This window comes from Vreelandella arcis (genome assembly GCF_900103865.1).
Classification (GTDB): Bacteria; Pseudomonadota; Gammaproteobacteria; order Pseudomonadales; family Halomonadaceae; genus Vreelandella; species Vreelandella arcis.
Genome location: NZ_FNII01000002.1, coordinates 260,397 through 274,707, shown reverse-complemented (window position 1 = coordinate 274,707; position 14,311 = coordinate 260,397). Strand labels below are relative to the sequence as shown.

The following is a 14,311-nucleotide window of genomic DNA, read 5'->3' as shown; positions in this document are numbered from 1 at the left end:
AAAATATAATCAGTTTGCCAAGCGAAAAGAAATGAAGGCAACGCGAGCGGGAAAACCCGTTAGATGCTGTGCGTATTAAAGGGACCAATACGGACTAGGTTTTCCGGATCGTGCTCTCCTCCGAGTTGTTCCGTGGAAAAGTACTCGCGGCTATTGAGCGGCGCCTGCCAGCGCCCTGCAAGCCGTTTAAATAAGCCCCAAGAGGCTTGATTGTCCGGGGTGATCGTTGTCTCGAGGTGATGCACATCCGCTAATTCAGGCCGTGACATGATGGCTTCTACAAGACGACGCGCCAGGCCAGTCCCCCTCGCCTTTTCCCCTACGGCCACCTGCCATAGAAAATACGTATCCGGTGCATTATCTTTGACGTAACCAGAGACAAAACCCACGATTTCGCCTTCTTCATTCGTGGCCACCGCACAAGTGTCACGAAACTGGGTTGCGAGCAAGAGGTACGCATAGGCGGAATTCACATCAAGCGGCGGGCAGGATTTGATCAATTCGTAGACCCCCCAACCATCCTCCGCGTTGGGTTTGCGGATATACAAAGGGGTATCCGCATGGCCTACAACGGCATCGGCAACCGTTGGCCTAGCCAAGTCAGCTGAAGGTGTAAACGGCGGTGTTGGCGTACTCATGGTTATGCTTCGCTGTTGCGATTTTGAACATCACTATAACAGCTGATTATGACCAATTCAAAAAGCATGTTATTCAACCCTCCTGTTTCGATAAATATTTATTATACATCGTCTATATGTCTGCTCTGCAGAACCGGTGCGCTCGCTATGCTGCTAGTTTAGCCCAAGGCGGGTGGCTGCCCAGCAGCCACCCGCCTTTGAGCTTTTCAGCATTAATTGGGCGTGCGCAGCGTGACGAACTCTTCTGCGCCAGTGGGGTGAATGCCCACCGTTCTATCAAAGTCTGCCTTGGTTAATCCCGCGCGCACCGCAATAGCGATTCCCTGAATCACCTCGCCTGCATCATCACCGACCATATGCGCACCGACCACGACATCGCTTGCGTCATCCACCACTAATTTCATCAAGGTACGCTCTTGGCTGCCTGACAAGGTGTGCTTCATGGCTCGAAAGTCAGTCCGATATACACGGATACGACCGAATTTCGCTCGCGCGGCCTCTTCAGAAAGCCCTACCGTCCCAATATTGGGGTGACAGAAAACCGCGGTAGGCACGCGTGTGTAATCCAGTGGTTCGGGCGAAGCCGCTGCAAAATGGACATCGACTAACTGCATGGCCTCAGCAATGGCAACCGGTGTCAGCTCGGGCGTGTCAATTAAATCCCCGAGCGCCAGAATCGAGGGAACCTCGGTTTCAAAATGCTCATTGACCGGCAATTTGTCGTTTTCATCTAGTGAAAGCCCCACCGACGCTAATCCCAAGCCGGTTACATTGGCACGCCGCCCCGTGGCAGCAAGAACAGCATCCACTTCCATTTGATCGCCATTGGTCAATGTCACTTGGTAGCCTGATGGTGTTTTTTCGATCGCCTCAATATTGGTATTAAAGTGCAACTGGACGCCTTGGCGTGACATTTCCTGACGCGTAAATTCCCGGACTTCGTTATCAAACCCTTTGAGAAATAGTTCGCCACGGTAGATTAAGTGCGCTTCGCTGCCCAGGCCGTTAAAAATGCTGGCGAATTCCACGGCAATATAGCCACCCCCTAGCACTAAAAAACGTTCGGGCAAGCGTTCAAGATCAAAAATTTGATTAGAGGTCAGCGCATACTCACTGCCGGGGAAGGTTGGCACCCAGGGCCAGCCGCCAGTGGCGAGTAGTACCCGCTGCGCAGAGACATTTTGCTCATCGCCCTGGGCATTTCGGATGACGACTGAGTGGGCTCCCACCAGTTCTGCTCGTCCGGTGTAGAGGTTCACCCCGGCGTTCTCGAGCAAGCGCTGATAAATTCCATTAAGCCGTTTAATTTCGCTGGTTTTGTTATCTCTTAACGTAGCCCAGTCGAAGCCAGCGGCGCCGGGCAGTTGCCAACCAAAACCGATTGCATCCTCGAATGCGCTGTGGAAGTGAGCCGCGTAAGCATAAAGTTTTTTGGGGACGCAGCCCACGTTGACACAGGTGCCACCCAGGTAGCGGTCTTCTACAATCGCGACGCTGGCCCCGGTGGCCGCGGCCATGCGTGCAGCCCTTACCCCGCCGGACCCGGCACCAATCACCAATAAGTCGTAGTCGTAATCTTCAACCTCTGACATTTCAAACTCCTATACCGTCAACACTCAACGTATTGACCAGATGACACGAGAAGGTTAAAACCTCCTCCTACTAGTGGATGTGCTGGCTGTTATGTTGTAACGACGAACATGCCGTATGTAATGATGGGCAACGTATGTAATGGGAGACCCAATGTCCGACCCTATTGAGACTTTATTAGAGAATAACCGCGCATGGGCAGAACGCATGTGCGACGAAGACCCTGATTATTTTAAACGACTATCGCAGCAACAGAATCCTGACTACCTTTGGATTGGTTGTTCTGACAGCCGTGTTCCCGCCAATCAAATCATCGCGCTACCGCCTGGCGAGGTGTTTGTCCACCGTAACGTCGCGAACTTACTCCATCACACCGACATGAATGCGCTGTCAGTGGTGCAATTCGCTGTGGACGTGCTCAAAGTTAGTCATATCATGATTGTGGGGCATTACGGCTGCGGTGGCATAAGAGCCGCAGTCACCGGCGGCGAATGCGGTGTTGTCGATTATTGGCTGCACTCTGTGCGTGAGCAGTACAACCACCACCGTGCTTCGCTTGAGCATCTACCGGTTGACGAGCAAATCGACCGCATGTGTGAGTTAAATGTTAAAGCACAGGTTAACAACCTTTGCCGTACCAAAATCCTCCAGCGTGCCTGGCAACGTGGGCAGCAGATCTCTGTGCACGGTTGGGTATATGGCTTGAGCGATGGACGCGTCAAGGATTTAAATTGCACCATTGAAGGCCTTGATCAAGTCGAAACCTTGTACCGCATCGATCGGCTTCAACCCAGCGACTAAACCAACACCGCCCGCAGCACTTTGTGCCAGCGGGCGGTCTATCAGTGCGTGTTATCCAATCGGGCAGCTGACCCCTGTGCCTTTAATGCCGCAGTAGCCATTAGGGTTTTTATACAAGTATTGCTGATGATATGCCTCAGCATAATAAAAAGCGTCTAATGGCTTGATTTCAGTCGTAATGTCGCCTTTTCCTGCGTTATGAAGCGCCTCTTGAAATGCCTTGGCACTACTGATAGCGGCATCATATTGCTCGTCTGTTGTGGTGTAAATTGCCGAACGATATTGGGAACCAATGTCGTTGCCCTGGCGGTCTTTTTGCGTAGGGTCGTGCTGTTCCCAAAAAATGTTCAGTAGCGTGACCAGTGAAACTTGGTTTGGCTGATAAATGATCCGCACTGCCTCGGTATGGCCGGTTCGCCCTGTACAGGTCTCTTCATAGGTCGGGTTGGGCGTTTCGCCGCCAGCATAACCTGCCGCCGTCACATAGACGCCCGGCAGATCCCAAAATAGTCGTTCCACTCCCCAAAAGCAGCCCATACCTACCACGAGCTCTTCAGAGCCGGGCGGAAAAGGCGGATGCAGTGGATGCCCGTTAACCGCATGGTGCTCACTGGTGGCAATGGGCGCCTGACGGCCAGGTAAGGCAGTATCGGCCTGGCGGGTGGCCTCATTACGCTCAAACAGATGCATAGTGCTTACCTCATTGCTGTTCTAAAATAGTTGGATTGCCAGAGCGGCTAAAGGTATATATCAAATCGACCGCTTGGTTGGCCCCGGACACCGCTTGTAGATAGAGGTTACGCCACAGCGTATAGCGTAACGTTAGTTCCGCAATCGGCGAGAAAATTCCCACACCGTAACTAATCCGGAGATCATCGGTTAACTGGCCGCTCAACGCGACTTGGCTTTCATCCCCGGAACCTGCGGTATCGAGGGCTAAATCGTCGATGCCAAAGGCCTCGCCAATAGAGCCTACCGCCCCACCGGTACGGCCCAACGACATGCCAATCAGCGCCGTTGTTATGGCGCTGTCAACACCCCCGCCTGAATCGTCGGGTGCGCGGCCTCTCAATACGTAAGAAAGCGCTCGCGATTCATTCATTGCCGGTTCTGAAAAAATCGCAACATTCGGCGTTTGAGCATTACCGGTGACTCTAAGGCCAGCAATGACGTCATTTTGGGTAACATCCGGGTTACGTATAGCTTCAAAGTCGAGAATAGGCAACCCAGGCGGGCCGCTGAATAATAGCTCACCGCGGCGAATAAGCAGATCTTGTCCGAACGCCTGGAAGCGACCGTCGACCAAGTTGACGTCGCCAAACAGTTGTAGTGAACCGCTATCCTGGCGAACTTCTAAGGTCCCCGATAGCCCGGATTCCAACCCGTACGCAGAAATCAGCACATCGTTGCCCAACGTCAGGGTAATCAATACATCAAGTGCCATCCCGCCACTCGCCAACTCATCAGCAGCGCTTGGCTCGTCGTCGCCACGTTCGGCGGCGCGGCGCGCGGCGCGCTCTGCTTGATTGTCTTGACGCTCGGTGATGATCACCTCGTCTGGGCTAGGTGAGATGGCAGACTGTGGCAGGTCTCCCACTTCTAGGCGGGCCCAAGGGATATTAACGTTTCCCCTTACCTGCAGACGCTCAGGCGTAACGCGAATGCGGATATCCGGCGCGGCTTCCAAACGACCAAATTGCGGTAGCACAACGAGTATCGGTGACTGTACTCCGTTTAGGTCAACGCCCACTCGCCATGGTTCGCCGCTTGGCCAGTAAGCGTTACCGTCAATGTTAAGCTGACCGCGCTCAGCCGCCAAAAATCCATCAATAGCGCCTTCTTCGCCAGCGAAGGTGATATGGATCTCACCGTCTTGTATGTCGACGGGAATGTCAGGGCCGCTGACTTCAATACCCAGCAATGAAAGCTCACCTTGAAGGTTCGGCTGGCGCGTTGTACCGGCAATCTCCACTCGGCCATCAAGGTAGCCCGCAAGCTGATCTAACCCCACCAGCATGGGCTGATAGGGAGTCAACGATACCTGATTGGCTTCAAGCGATCCGGATAATTCACCGGCACCGAGCGGGTCTGCAACAGAGAAAGCTAATTCAATGTCCCCGGCTTCTTGAAGCGATAGCAACACGTTGCCATCGGCTTGCGCTTGGTTGGCCGTTAGCTGGGTATCCAACGAAATTCGCGGCAACTCGACGGGTTGACCATAATCATTCACCGCCGTCACGGTTAGATTCCCTAGCACCTCGGCGTCCGCCTGCCAACGTTGGCCACCTTGACTCCATTGGCCGGACAGATCAGCGGTAGTATCGCCGTCAACCTGCCACTCTTCAGGTAGCCAAGGCTCGAGGGCTTCGATAGGAATATCTCGCACACTGAGCGCCGCTTCCCCTTGGGCCGGTGATGCCACTATTGGCTGGTCGGCACATACCCGTCCACCCTGCTCTCGGAGTAAACAAAACGGCGTTAGGCGGGCCTCACCGCTGGCTAAGTTGTAGCTAATATCAAGCGGATCCTCTAACCGAATATCACCTGCTTGGGCATCGATTTCCAGTGGCGACAACCGGGCGCGGTAACGCTGTGCGGCCTGATCGAACTCACCGTTCAGGCTCAGTAAGGCACGCTCAAGTGTTCCGTTAGGCTGGCCGTCGACACTAATATCTAATTGATGCGATGACACCCGCCCCTGCATCGTCAGGCTAGCCGTTGCCAGCGATTGACCACCGGCGAGTACGTCGTTCAGCATCAACGAAACGTCTAACTGCGGATCCTCTATGCCGTCCACGTTGGCGGTTAGGCGTAGCTGTTCTACACGGTTTTGCGCAAAACGTAGCGTATCGCCGTTGACCGTTGCTTGAAGCTGTGGCTGCTCGATGCTACCTCTGGCCTCGATCTCACCGCTGATTGTGCCAGCGAGATCGGGCGACAGCGTTTGCAGCTCACGCAGGTCAATATCAGCGTTCAGAGAAAGTTCATTTGGCTGCACTGAGCCGCTGGCGGACAAGCGGTTTTCGCCTTGCCTAAATTGAAAACGCTCGATGTTGGCCTGTAAGTCGCTGTTAGCATTGAAGGCAGCATCCAGCTGCAACGGGTAGTCACGAAGCACACCGCTTAGCGTTAACGTCGGAACGTCTATCTGCCATAGTGCGTCCTGCTGACGTAGGGTAAACGCTAGTTCGCCGTCAATATCACCATTGAGCTGGCCGCTGAATAATGCCGGGTCAAACTGTTCAAGCCCAATGCGTGCGTCGACCGTTAGTGGGGCCGTCCAATTAACCCGGCCATGGCTGGTTAGCCGACTTTCGCCTGCCGCAAGCGTCAACGGCTGCCAATTGAAATGCTCAGCATCGCCTTGGCCACTCACCGATACGTTGGTTTCAGGAATGCCCGGGCCTTGTGCCTTCAACCCTAGTTGGGCTTCATAGGCGTCAATATCGCCGCTGACTTTAAGGTCAATATCATCAATGATAAATGCCTCATCCTGAGTGGCTTCTGCTTCTGCTTCTGCTTCTGCTTCTGCTTCTGCTTCTGCGGCATCGTCAAACGATGCGCTGGCCGTGGGCAGCGGCCACGTTACGCGATCGCTTTGCAGACTCAGTTGAAACGGCAGTTCAGGGGCGAGCGCATTAACCTGGCCTTCCAGCGCTGCGTTTACCGCCCCTTCTGTGTTGAGTCTCGCTGTCAAATCGCTGAGGGCGCCAGACAGCTCAAGCGTAGCCGTTTGGCCGTTGAGGGCGGGTAACGGCTCATCGAGGAACAACGTAGTTTCAGCGCGTAGTTCTAACGGATAGTCATCGCGTAGCGTCACGTTGCCTGCCAGGTTAAACGTGGCATCGGCGGACTCTATCTCAAAGTGGTCGATGAGAACGTCACTGCCCTGGGTTTCCATCCCGAGGCTCAATCGGTCTATGAGGTAGTTAAAGCGGCCGGCAACGGCAAAATCATTGACCGTTAACGTAGCGAGACGAATATCCACCGGCAATCGAACCTCAGGTAGTTCAATCGACGAACGTTCTGCCGATACGTCATTGGTGGGTGCGTCGCTGGGCGATGCTTCTGGTGGATTTTGTACCGCAATGGAGGCGTCGATGGCAGCCGCACTCAACCCTGTGGCGTCTTCCGCTGGCGCTAGACGTGTTCCCTCTGAGGGGGGCAAATAAAGCCGAGGGTTTTCCCAATGGGTGGCGGCAATCGCGACACCCTCACTACCGGCTTCAATTGATGAGCGAAACGACGTCCAAGAAAATTGAGTGCCATCGGCTAAATGCAGTGTCACATCGTCCAGCACCAGTTCGCGCAATTCGATAGGAAAGGGAAAATTAATGGCTGATGTACCTGATGTGTCGGACTCAGCAGGCGGCTCTTCATTGGCACCCCCACCAGACAAGCGAATGTCAGCCCCCTCAACGCGTAGCGTGTCCAGGCATAGCTTGCCGGATAAAACACAGTCATCAGCCCAAGCTAATTCGAGGTGATCGATATGCACCTCAGCCCCCGCAGCGCTAAGCTGAAAGCCGGTAAGCTGGAACTCATCAAGCAAACCACCTTCGTGCTGATCAACACTAAACCAGCCGCGGTCTTGGCCTTGCGATAGCAACACGCCGGTTCCCCAAGGCGATAGCGCGACCCCTAATAGCAGCGCTAACGCCCCTATAAGCCACAGCGGAAACACAATTAACAGGCGTAATATGCTCCAACCTAGCAGCCATAGGCGATAGCGATGTGTTAACGCTTGGCGACTGGTCGCAAGCGTTTGCTTAGCTTGAGGCACATCGCTCTCCTAGAATTCTGGTCCAATCGAAAAATGCAGACGCCAGTTGTCGTCGTCATCGTCAAAGGGGTGGGCAATATCGAAGCGGATAGGGCCGACGGGGGATATCCACCTCACCCCAATGCCGGCGCTTTTTTTCAGGTCGCTGGGACCCCAGTTGTCAAAGGCATCCCCTGCATCAACAAAGGTAGCCCCCCACCAGTCGCCGGTGACGCGACGCTGGTACTCAATGCTAGAGGTGAGTTTTTGCTGTCCGCCGCGCAGTTTGCCTTGCTCGTTTCGTGGAGAGAGGCCCTCATAGGAATAACCGCGAACGCTGCTGTCGCCGCCGGCAAAGAACCTCAGCGACGGGGGGATCTTAGCGAAATCATTGGTTTCAATTGCCCCGACACTGACCCGAGCGGAAAAACGATTATCATCGCCGTAAGTGCGAATCCACTCGGTATCGCCGGTGATGCGTAAAAATTGCGCATCCGATCCCCAAGCGGGGTCGGAGTACTCTACAGAAAACTGCTGGCGGTCGCCCCATAATGGGAAACGTTGAGGTCGTGTCCGTGTCCGTGACCATTGAATGCCGGGATAAAATAGCCACACTTGATCGGCCTCACCGCCTTGGATGAAGTCTTCATAAGTGGTTCGAAAGTACAGCGACTGAACCCAGTCATTATCAAACTCCCACCGCCTGGCGATTTCCACGGTGCCTTCCAACGAGTCGGTATCGCTGTCGTCAACATTACGAACACCATACTGTAGGCGATAGCTGTCGCGTAGCGGGTCTTCCAGGGGAACATCGTAAAGGCCGGTAAAACGCTGCTCCGGCGCTGACAGGTAAAGATCATGATTCAGGCTATGGCCATAACGGTTGATCCAGGGCTGATCCCAACCAAAACGTAAACGCGGCCCTACGTCCGTGGCGAAGCCTATGCCGACTTCAAACTGGTGACGATTGGCTGGCTCAACGCTGACATCAATGGGCAGCAAGGTGTCATCTGATGGACGAACACTTAATACGCTGGATAGTGCCGCACTGCTAATTTTGGGGCGTTCGGGCTGAGATTCGGTTGCCGATACCCACCAAGGGTCGCCACCGCCCACCGGCGAAAGCGTGAGTTCCTGAGCGGTTTTTAGTCGAGGGGTAACGGAAACAGAGCTGAACCAGTCTGTTTCGGCCAGCCGTTGATTATAACGCGCTAAGGATTCAGCCAAATAAGGCTCGCCTACTCTAAAAGGGCGCATTCTTTGAAGACGATCGAGTTGAATATGGCTCCCGGTAATCTTCGTTTCGCCAAATTGATAACGAGGGCCACTGTCAAAGTCCATGTAAAGACGAGCGCTTTGTAAGTAGGGACGCACCTCCATACGACGGTCGCTGAACCCCCAATCAAAGTAGCCACGCTCGATGGCTAAACCGGAAAATTCACCACGTAACCTATCCCAGGGCGCATGTCGTAGGGTATCGCCAACTTCCAGAGGGAACCGTTCCCGTGCCTCCTGAAACGGTTCATCGTCTGCGGCTTCACCGCGCACATTGATATCCAGCGTTTCAATGATTACCTGGGGGCCGGGATCGATGGTCAGACGAGCGGTATTTTCGTTAGGCAGATCGATCGAAATATCGGGCTCGTAGTACCCGTACACGCGCATGGCTTCTTGGGTACGTTGACGTATCTCACCGCGCAGACGGCTTTCGGTGTACTCGTCTTCCTGAATATTCTGCAAGTAAGCACGAATGTTGACCGCTACCTCATCATCTACCCCTTCAAGGTCGGCATTCAGCGCCCAAACCGCAGGCGCAACTGTCCATAGCGGCAAGACCATCAATTGGGCGATTACCGATGCTGAAGGCCATAGCCGTTGTCGTCCCATACATTTTTCCTAACCTAATCATCGGCGTATTGCCTTTCAGCCACTGGTATAGATCAACGCAACATTTCAAGCTGAGCACTAAACGCTAGCTGTGCTTGACGAACTTGGCGGACATCGCTTTCAAGCTCATTGATACGTTGTGACAACTCGGTCTCGAGTGTTTCATTTCCTTCGCTGGTATTTTCGAGCGCACTTATCGATTCTTCGAAACTCGACCATCGCGCTTGCTGTTCGGCCTCGCGTGTTTCAAAGCGCTCGTCAATATCATTCGCCAAAGCGGTCACTGAGCTTTCCAATGCCGCCAATTGTTCACGGTTTTGGGCTTCAACATGGGCTATTTCTTCAGCCAACGAGGTTCGCCCTGAAGTACCGGCTTGCTCCAGCGCATCAAGCGATGCGTTGATAGCGGCAAGCTGACTGTCGCGAAGAGCCGCACGCTCACGTTGCTGCTCCAAACGCTCAAGCAACGGGTTGATAGTGTCACTGGCGACATTGTCTTCATTCTCAGTGAGCATGTCGTAAAGCTCGTTGCGCGTATCGGTCAGCGCAACGGCTAATTGCTCTTGCTCTTGAAACAACGTTGCCAACTGAGCTTGGACAAAGGTTAACGTATCTTGTACATCATTGTCACCCGAGTCCAGTCGGGCATGCATATTCGACACTTCACCACTAACCCGCTGCAACTCGCCCAGCAGCCGCTCGCGCTCCCAGTAAAGACCTGCGGCGGCCGCTGCGAGCAAAGCAATCAGTAATAGGATACAAAGCCAAAGCGGCCATAGCGAAGGACCCTTACGGTGCCGGACATGCTGTGATGCGATACTCTGATCGGCATCGGGCACAATGCGTGACGTCGGGGCTTTATCGGACATTCAATTTCCTCACAACGGCGTTGGATCGGCGCGCCGACCTATTCCTCGATACTGTAACCCACAGCTGGCAACGAAATCAGGGTCGTAAATGTTTCGGCCATCCAGCACAAGTTTATCAGTAAGTTGCCCAGCCAAACGCTGCCAATCAGGGTTCCAATACATTTTCCACTCAGTCACCAACATAAGCGCATTTGCATTCTCACACGCATCGTACGGACTATCGACAAAGGTCACCAAATCATTCCTTGGGCCTACAGCCGCTCTTAACGCGGGCGTTGCCGCTGGATCATGTAGCTGAACGTGAGCGCCCTGCGCCCAAAGTGCGTTTAATAGCGTCAGTACCGGCGCGTGGTCAATGCGGGCGGTGCCGGGTTTGAAGGCAGCCCCCCAAACGGCAATCGTTTTGCCTTCCAGCATCCCGCTGTAATAAGACCAGAGCTTGCGGAACAACGTCTCTTTCTTTTGTTCATTGATATCAAGCACATGCTCCAACAAGGCCGATTGGCGCCCGCTGGCAACTTGCACGTCTGCCAGGCGCATTAAGTCTCGGGAGAAACTCGGCCCGCCAAAACCACAGCCGGGATACAGGTATTCATAGCCAATGCGCGAATCAGCCCCCATACCCTGGCGTACATGCTCCACATCAACCCCCAGAGTATCGGCTAAACCGGCAATTTCATTCATATAGCTAATGCGGGTGGCCAACATCCCGTTAACCGCCAATTTGGTTAGCTCGGCGGCACGCTGAGGCATTACCTGAAACGCATCGCGGCGTCGGTTAAAGGCGCGCAATAGCTCCCTGATTTGTTTTTCTGCGAGTGGGTCGTCGCAACCTAACAGCCATCGCGACGGACGTGTGAAAGATGCCCAGGCACGACCCTCTTCTAACGTATCGGGCAAGGCAACGCTTGTGTGCTGCGCGCCCATTATACGGTGTAAACGCTCTGTTTCGCCTACCGGGAAGGTCGAGTTATTGACCAGCACAACGCCGGCCTCGCCGTGAGCGAGAGAAGGATGGCTGAGCAGCGCGGCGGCTGAATCACGCTGAGCCGGTGAGAGCGCTAACCAAACGACATCAACAACCCGGTCAGCGTTGATCTCGCTAAGTAGTTGCAGCGCCCCGCCGTTTTGAGCGTCGTGGATCTGCTCAAGGAGTTGCGGCTCTCGACGTAGCCAATCCTCGTTGACCAGGGTGGACCACGGCGTGTCTTCGTGGGGAAGCCATTCAACACAGTGCCCTACCGAGGACAACGCCGCGGCAGCCGTCGCGGTGCTTAATTCACTGCCGTAGAGAAGCACCCGCATTGATCACGCTCCCTGGTGATAGCGCTCAAGCAGCGCTTTGAAATCATTACCCAACTCGGGATGCCGACGAGCATAAGCCAACGTGGCCTCGAGATACCCCAGGGGCTGCCCGCAATCGTAAGTCGTGCCGCGCATACGGTAGGCCTGAACGCCCTGCTGCTCGCGGAGAGTTTCTATGGCGTCGGTTAGCTGGATTTCGCCGCCCGCTCCGGGAGGCGTTTTCTCTAAAATAGGGAATATCGCCCCAGGCAATGCATAGCGGCCAATCACGGCCAAGTTGGAAGGCGCTTGATTCCGCGGGGGTTTCTCTACCATGCCGACCAGGTCGGCAGAGCTTGCCGGTGCCGGGGCATCGCCTGCGGGGGCGACGATGCCGTATTTTTCGACCTGATCCCAGTCAACTTCTTCAACCATCAGTTGGGCCGTTGAATGTTGATCGTAAGCCTCGAGCATACCGGCCAGATCACTGCGCGGTGTGTTGCTATTATCCACTAATACATCCGGCAATAGCACGGCAAAGGGTTCATCGTCGCCGATGATAGGCTGGGCGCAAAGCACGGCATGGCCCAATCCCAATGGCTGGCCTTGCCGAATACTGATGATATTAACGTCGTCAGGCACCATGGCTCTCAACGACGCTAACAGATCGTGCTTGCCTTTTGCTTCGAGACTCGCTTCTAACTCTGCATGGCTATCGAAGTGGTTTTCGATAGCCCCTTTGTTGCTGCTAGTGACAAAGACGATATCCCTAATACCCGCGGCAATGGCTTCTTCCACCACATACTGAATCACCGGCCGATCAACAATGGTGATCATTTCCTTGGAGATCGCTTTTGAAGCAGGCAAACAGCGGGTGCCAAATCCCGCCACAGGGAGTACGGCCTTACGAATCATAAGAGGTCCTTTTCATGCGTTCCGGCTCAGGAGTGGTTAGAATGACTATCATACTGAACGCGCGGTTGGTTACCAGTTCGCCGTTACACTGCAAGCATCGAGCCGCGGTATAAACCGTGTTTGCTCACAGTTGATGGAGTCAAAACATGTCAGTGACACCTCAGGATAGCACTGCTCACCAATACCAAGGCAATGTTGATAATGCCGAAGTCGCGAAATTTGAAGTACTTGCCAGCCGTTGGTGGGATCCGCAGAGTGAGTTCAAGCCGCTGCATGACATCAACCCATTGCGCCTTGACTTTATTGACGCAAGAGCCGGTTTAGCGGGTAAGAAGGTTCTTGATGTGGGCTGTGGCGGGGGTATTTTAAGCGAGTCCATGGCACGCCGGGGTGCGGAAGTCACCGGGATTGATTTGGGCGAAGCACCCTTGGGAGTCGCCCGCCTGCATGCCGAAGAGCAAGGCGTGGCGATTGAATACCGCCATGTGAGTGTCGAAGCCCTGGCTGACGAACAGCCGGGCAGGTACGACGTAGTGACCTGCATGGAAATGTTGGAGCACGTCCCCAATCCCGCTTCAGTGGTGCGCGCCTGCGCGGCCCTGGTGCGCCCGGGCGGCTATGTGTTTTTCTCCACCCTTAACCGAACACCCAAATCCTACGCCTTTGCCATTCTCGGTGCAGAGTACGTGCTGAAATTACTGCCTCGGGGAACGCATGATTACGCAAAGTTTATTCGGCCTTCTGAAATGGCCGCTTGGAACCGCCGTAGTGGCCTTGAGGTTCGCGAACAGATCGGCCTGACCTATAACCCCATCACACGCCATTATCGGCTGGTCGAAAACGATGTATCGGTTAATTACATGATGTATTGCCGGAAGGTGCAGGCCTAAATGTCTTTCTGCTCAACGCCAAGCGCCGTGCTGTTTGACCTGGACGGCACCTTAGTGGATACCGCCCCAGATTTAGCCGTTGCTACCAATGCGTTACGCCAGCACCACGGGCTGGCACCGCTGCCCTTCACGACGATTCGTAGGGAAGTGTCCAATGGCGGCAACGCACTAGTCAGTTTGTCGCTGGGGTATGATCTGAGTGACAGTCATCAAGCAGAGGCGCGCGCGTTTTTATTGGACGCCTATGAACGGTCTCTGGCGGTTCATAGCCGGGTGTTCCCCCCATTGGATCAGTGGTTAAACGCTTGGCAGCTGGAGCAACAACCCTGGGGCATTGTAACTAATAAACCGCGCCGCTATACCACACCGCTGCTTGAGGCGTTGTCGCTAACTCCAGGCGCCCTTTTGTGCGCTGATGACCTAGCCGCCAAAAAGCCCGACCCCATGCCCCTTCTGGAAGCCGCGTCTCGCCTGGGTGTCGCACCTGAGCAATGCTGGTATATCGGCGACCATTTAAGGGATATGCAGGCTGCCAGAGCGGCGGGAATGACGGCGGTGGCTGTTGGCTACGGTTATATCGCTGAGGGCGATGATTATCACCAATGGCCGGCACACTGCTGGTACCAGCAGTGTGCCGAGCTGGTCGATGCGCTACCTAAGATCGCTTAAGTAACT

At 54.5% G+C, this 14,311-nt stretch carries 11 protein-coding genes; 3 read left to right on the top strand and 8 right to left on the bottom strand.

The genetic code is table 11. The features are described from left to right. Positions 1–59: 59 nt before the first annotated feature. Together ectA and gorA are read right to left on the bottom strand one after the other, a co-directional pair. Positions 60–638: a diaminobutyrate acetyltransferase gene (gene ectA / locus BLR97_RS03210; RefSeq protein ID WP_089702417.1), complete on the bottom strand. Its 579-nt coding sequence runs from the start codon at positions 636–638 to the stop codon at positions 60–62. Positions 639–850: 212 nt separating this feature from the next. Next, positions 851–2,230 (bottom strand): glutathione-disulfide reductase, encoded by a 1,380-nt coding sequence (gene gorA, locus BLR97_RS03205; protein ID WP_089702416.1) that lies wholly within the window; start codon positions 2,228–2,230, stop codon positions 851–853. A 151-nt stretch (positions 2,231–2,381) separates the two neighbouring features. Here gorA and can point away from each other — a divergent pair, with 151 nt between their 5' ends. Continuing rightward, entirely contained in the window at positions 2,382–3,029 is a 648-nt protein-coding gene (gene can, locus BLR97_RS03200) for a carbonate dehydratase (protein ID WP_089702414.1), read from the top strand. Between the two features lie 51 nt (positions 3,030–3,080). On the opposite strand, the gene msrA is transcribed toward can, so the two are convergent. Genes msrA through galU form a run of 6 tightly spaced genes read right to left on the bottom strand, consistent with a single transcriptional unit; the run spans position 3,081 to position 12,746 of the window. Further along, positions 3,081–3,719, bottom strand: coding sequence for a peptide-methionine (S)-S-oxide reductase MsrA (gene msrA, locus BLR97_RS03195; RefSeq protein ID WP_089702412.1), 639 nt, complete (start codon positions 3,717–3,719; stop codon positions 3,081–3,083). A gap of 10 nt (positions 3,720–3,729) precedes the next feature. Further along, positions 3,730–7,812: an autotransporter assembly complex protein TamB gene (gene tamB, locus BLR97_RS03190; protein ID WP_089702410.1), complete on the bottom strand. Its 4,083-nt coding sequence runs from the start codon at positions 7,810–7,812 to the stop codon at positions 3,730–3,732. 9 nt (positions 7,813–7,821) lie between these two features. Then, a complete protein-coding gene (gene tamA / locus BLR97_RS03185) occupies positions 7,822–9,678 on the bottom strand; it encodes an autotransporter assembly complex protein TamA (protein WP_089702408.1) in 1,857 nt (618 codons plus the stop codon). 53 nt (positions 9,679–9,731) lie between these two features. Continuing rightward, entirely contained in the window at positions 9,732–10,547 is an 816-nt protein-coding gene (locus tag BLR97_RS03180) for a coiled-coil domain-containing protein (RefSeq protein WP_089702406.1), read from the bottom strand. Between the two features lie 9 nt (positions 10,548–10,556). After that, complete coding sequence (locus tag BLR97_RS03175) at positions 10,557–11,852, bottom strand: nucleotide sugar dehydrogenase (RefSeq protein ID WP_089702403.1); 1,296 nt, start codon at positions 11,850–11,852, stop codon at positions 10,557–10,559. A 3-nt stretch (positions 11,853–11,855) separates the two neighbouring features. Then, positions 11,856–12,746 (bottom strand): UTP--glucose-1-phosphate uridylyltransferase GalU, encoded by an 891-nt coding sequence (gene galU, locus BLR97_RS03170; protein WP_089702402.1) that lies wholly within the window; start codon positions 12,744–12,746, stop codon positions 11,856–11,858. A gap of 146 nt (positions 12,747–12,892) precedes the next feature. On the opposite strand from galU, the gene ubiG reads away from it, so the two are divergent. After that, positions 12,893–13,636 (top strand): bifunctional 2-polyprenyl-6-hydroxyphenol methylase/3-demethylubiquinol 3-O-methyltransferase UbiG, encoded by a 744-nt coding sequence (ubiG, locus tag BLR97_RS03165; RefSeq protein WP_089702400.1) that lies wholly within the window; start codon positions 12,893–12,895, stop codon positions 13,634–13,636. Next, a complete protein-coding gene (locus BLR97_RS03160; RefSeq protein ID WP_089702398.1) occupies positions 13,637–14,305 on the top strand; it encodes an HAD-IA family hydrolase in 669 nt (222 codons plus the stop codon). The last annotated feature ends 6 nt before the right edge of the window (positions 14,306–14,311 follow it).

Excerpts from the sequence above, each read along its gene's own strand:
- ectA (WP_089702417.1), bottom strand. The coding sequence starts at position 638 with ATGAGTACGCCAACACCGCCGTTTACACCTTCAGCTGACTTGGCTAGG.
- BLR97_RS03160 (WP_089702398.1), top strand. The coding sequence starts at position 13,637 with ATGTCTTTCTGCTCAACGCCAAGCGCCGTGCTGTTTGACCTGGACGGC.
- galU (WP_089702402.1), bottom strand. The coding sequence starts at position 12,746 with ATGATTCGTAAGGCCGTACTCCCTGTGGCGGGATTTGGCACCCGCTGT.
- msrA (WP_089702412.1), bottom strand. The coding sequence starts at position 3,719 with ATGCATCTGTTTGAGCGTAATGAGGCCACCCGCCAGGCCGATACTGCC.
- BLR97_RS03180 (WP_089702406.1), bottom strand. The coding sequence starts at position 10,547 with ATGTCCGATAAAGCCCCGACGTCACGCATTGTGCCCGATGCCGATCAG.
- gorA (WP_089702416.1), bottom strand. The coding sequence starts at position 2,230 with ATGTCAGAGGTTGAAGATTACGACTACGACTTATTGGTGATTGGTGCC.
- ubiG (WP_089702400.1), top strand. The coding sequence starts at position 12,893 with ATGTCAGTGACACCTCAGGATAGCACTGCTCACCAATACCAAGGCAAT.
- BLR97_RS03175 (WP_089702403.1), bottom strand. The coding sequence starts at position 11,852 with ATGCGGGTGCTTCTCTACGGCAGTGAATTAAGCACCGCGACGGCTGCC.
- tamA (WP_089702408.1), bottom strand. The coding sequence starts at position 9,678 with ATGGGACGACAACGGCTATGGCCTTCAGCATCGGTAATCGCCCAATTG.
- can (WP_089702414.1), top strand. The coding sequence starts at position 2,382 with ATGTCCGACCCTATTGAGACTTTATTAGAGAATAACCGCGCATGGGCA.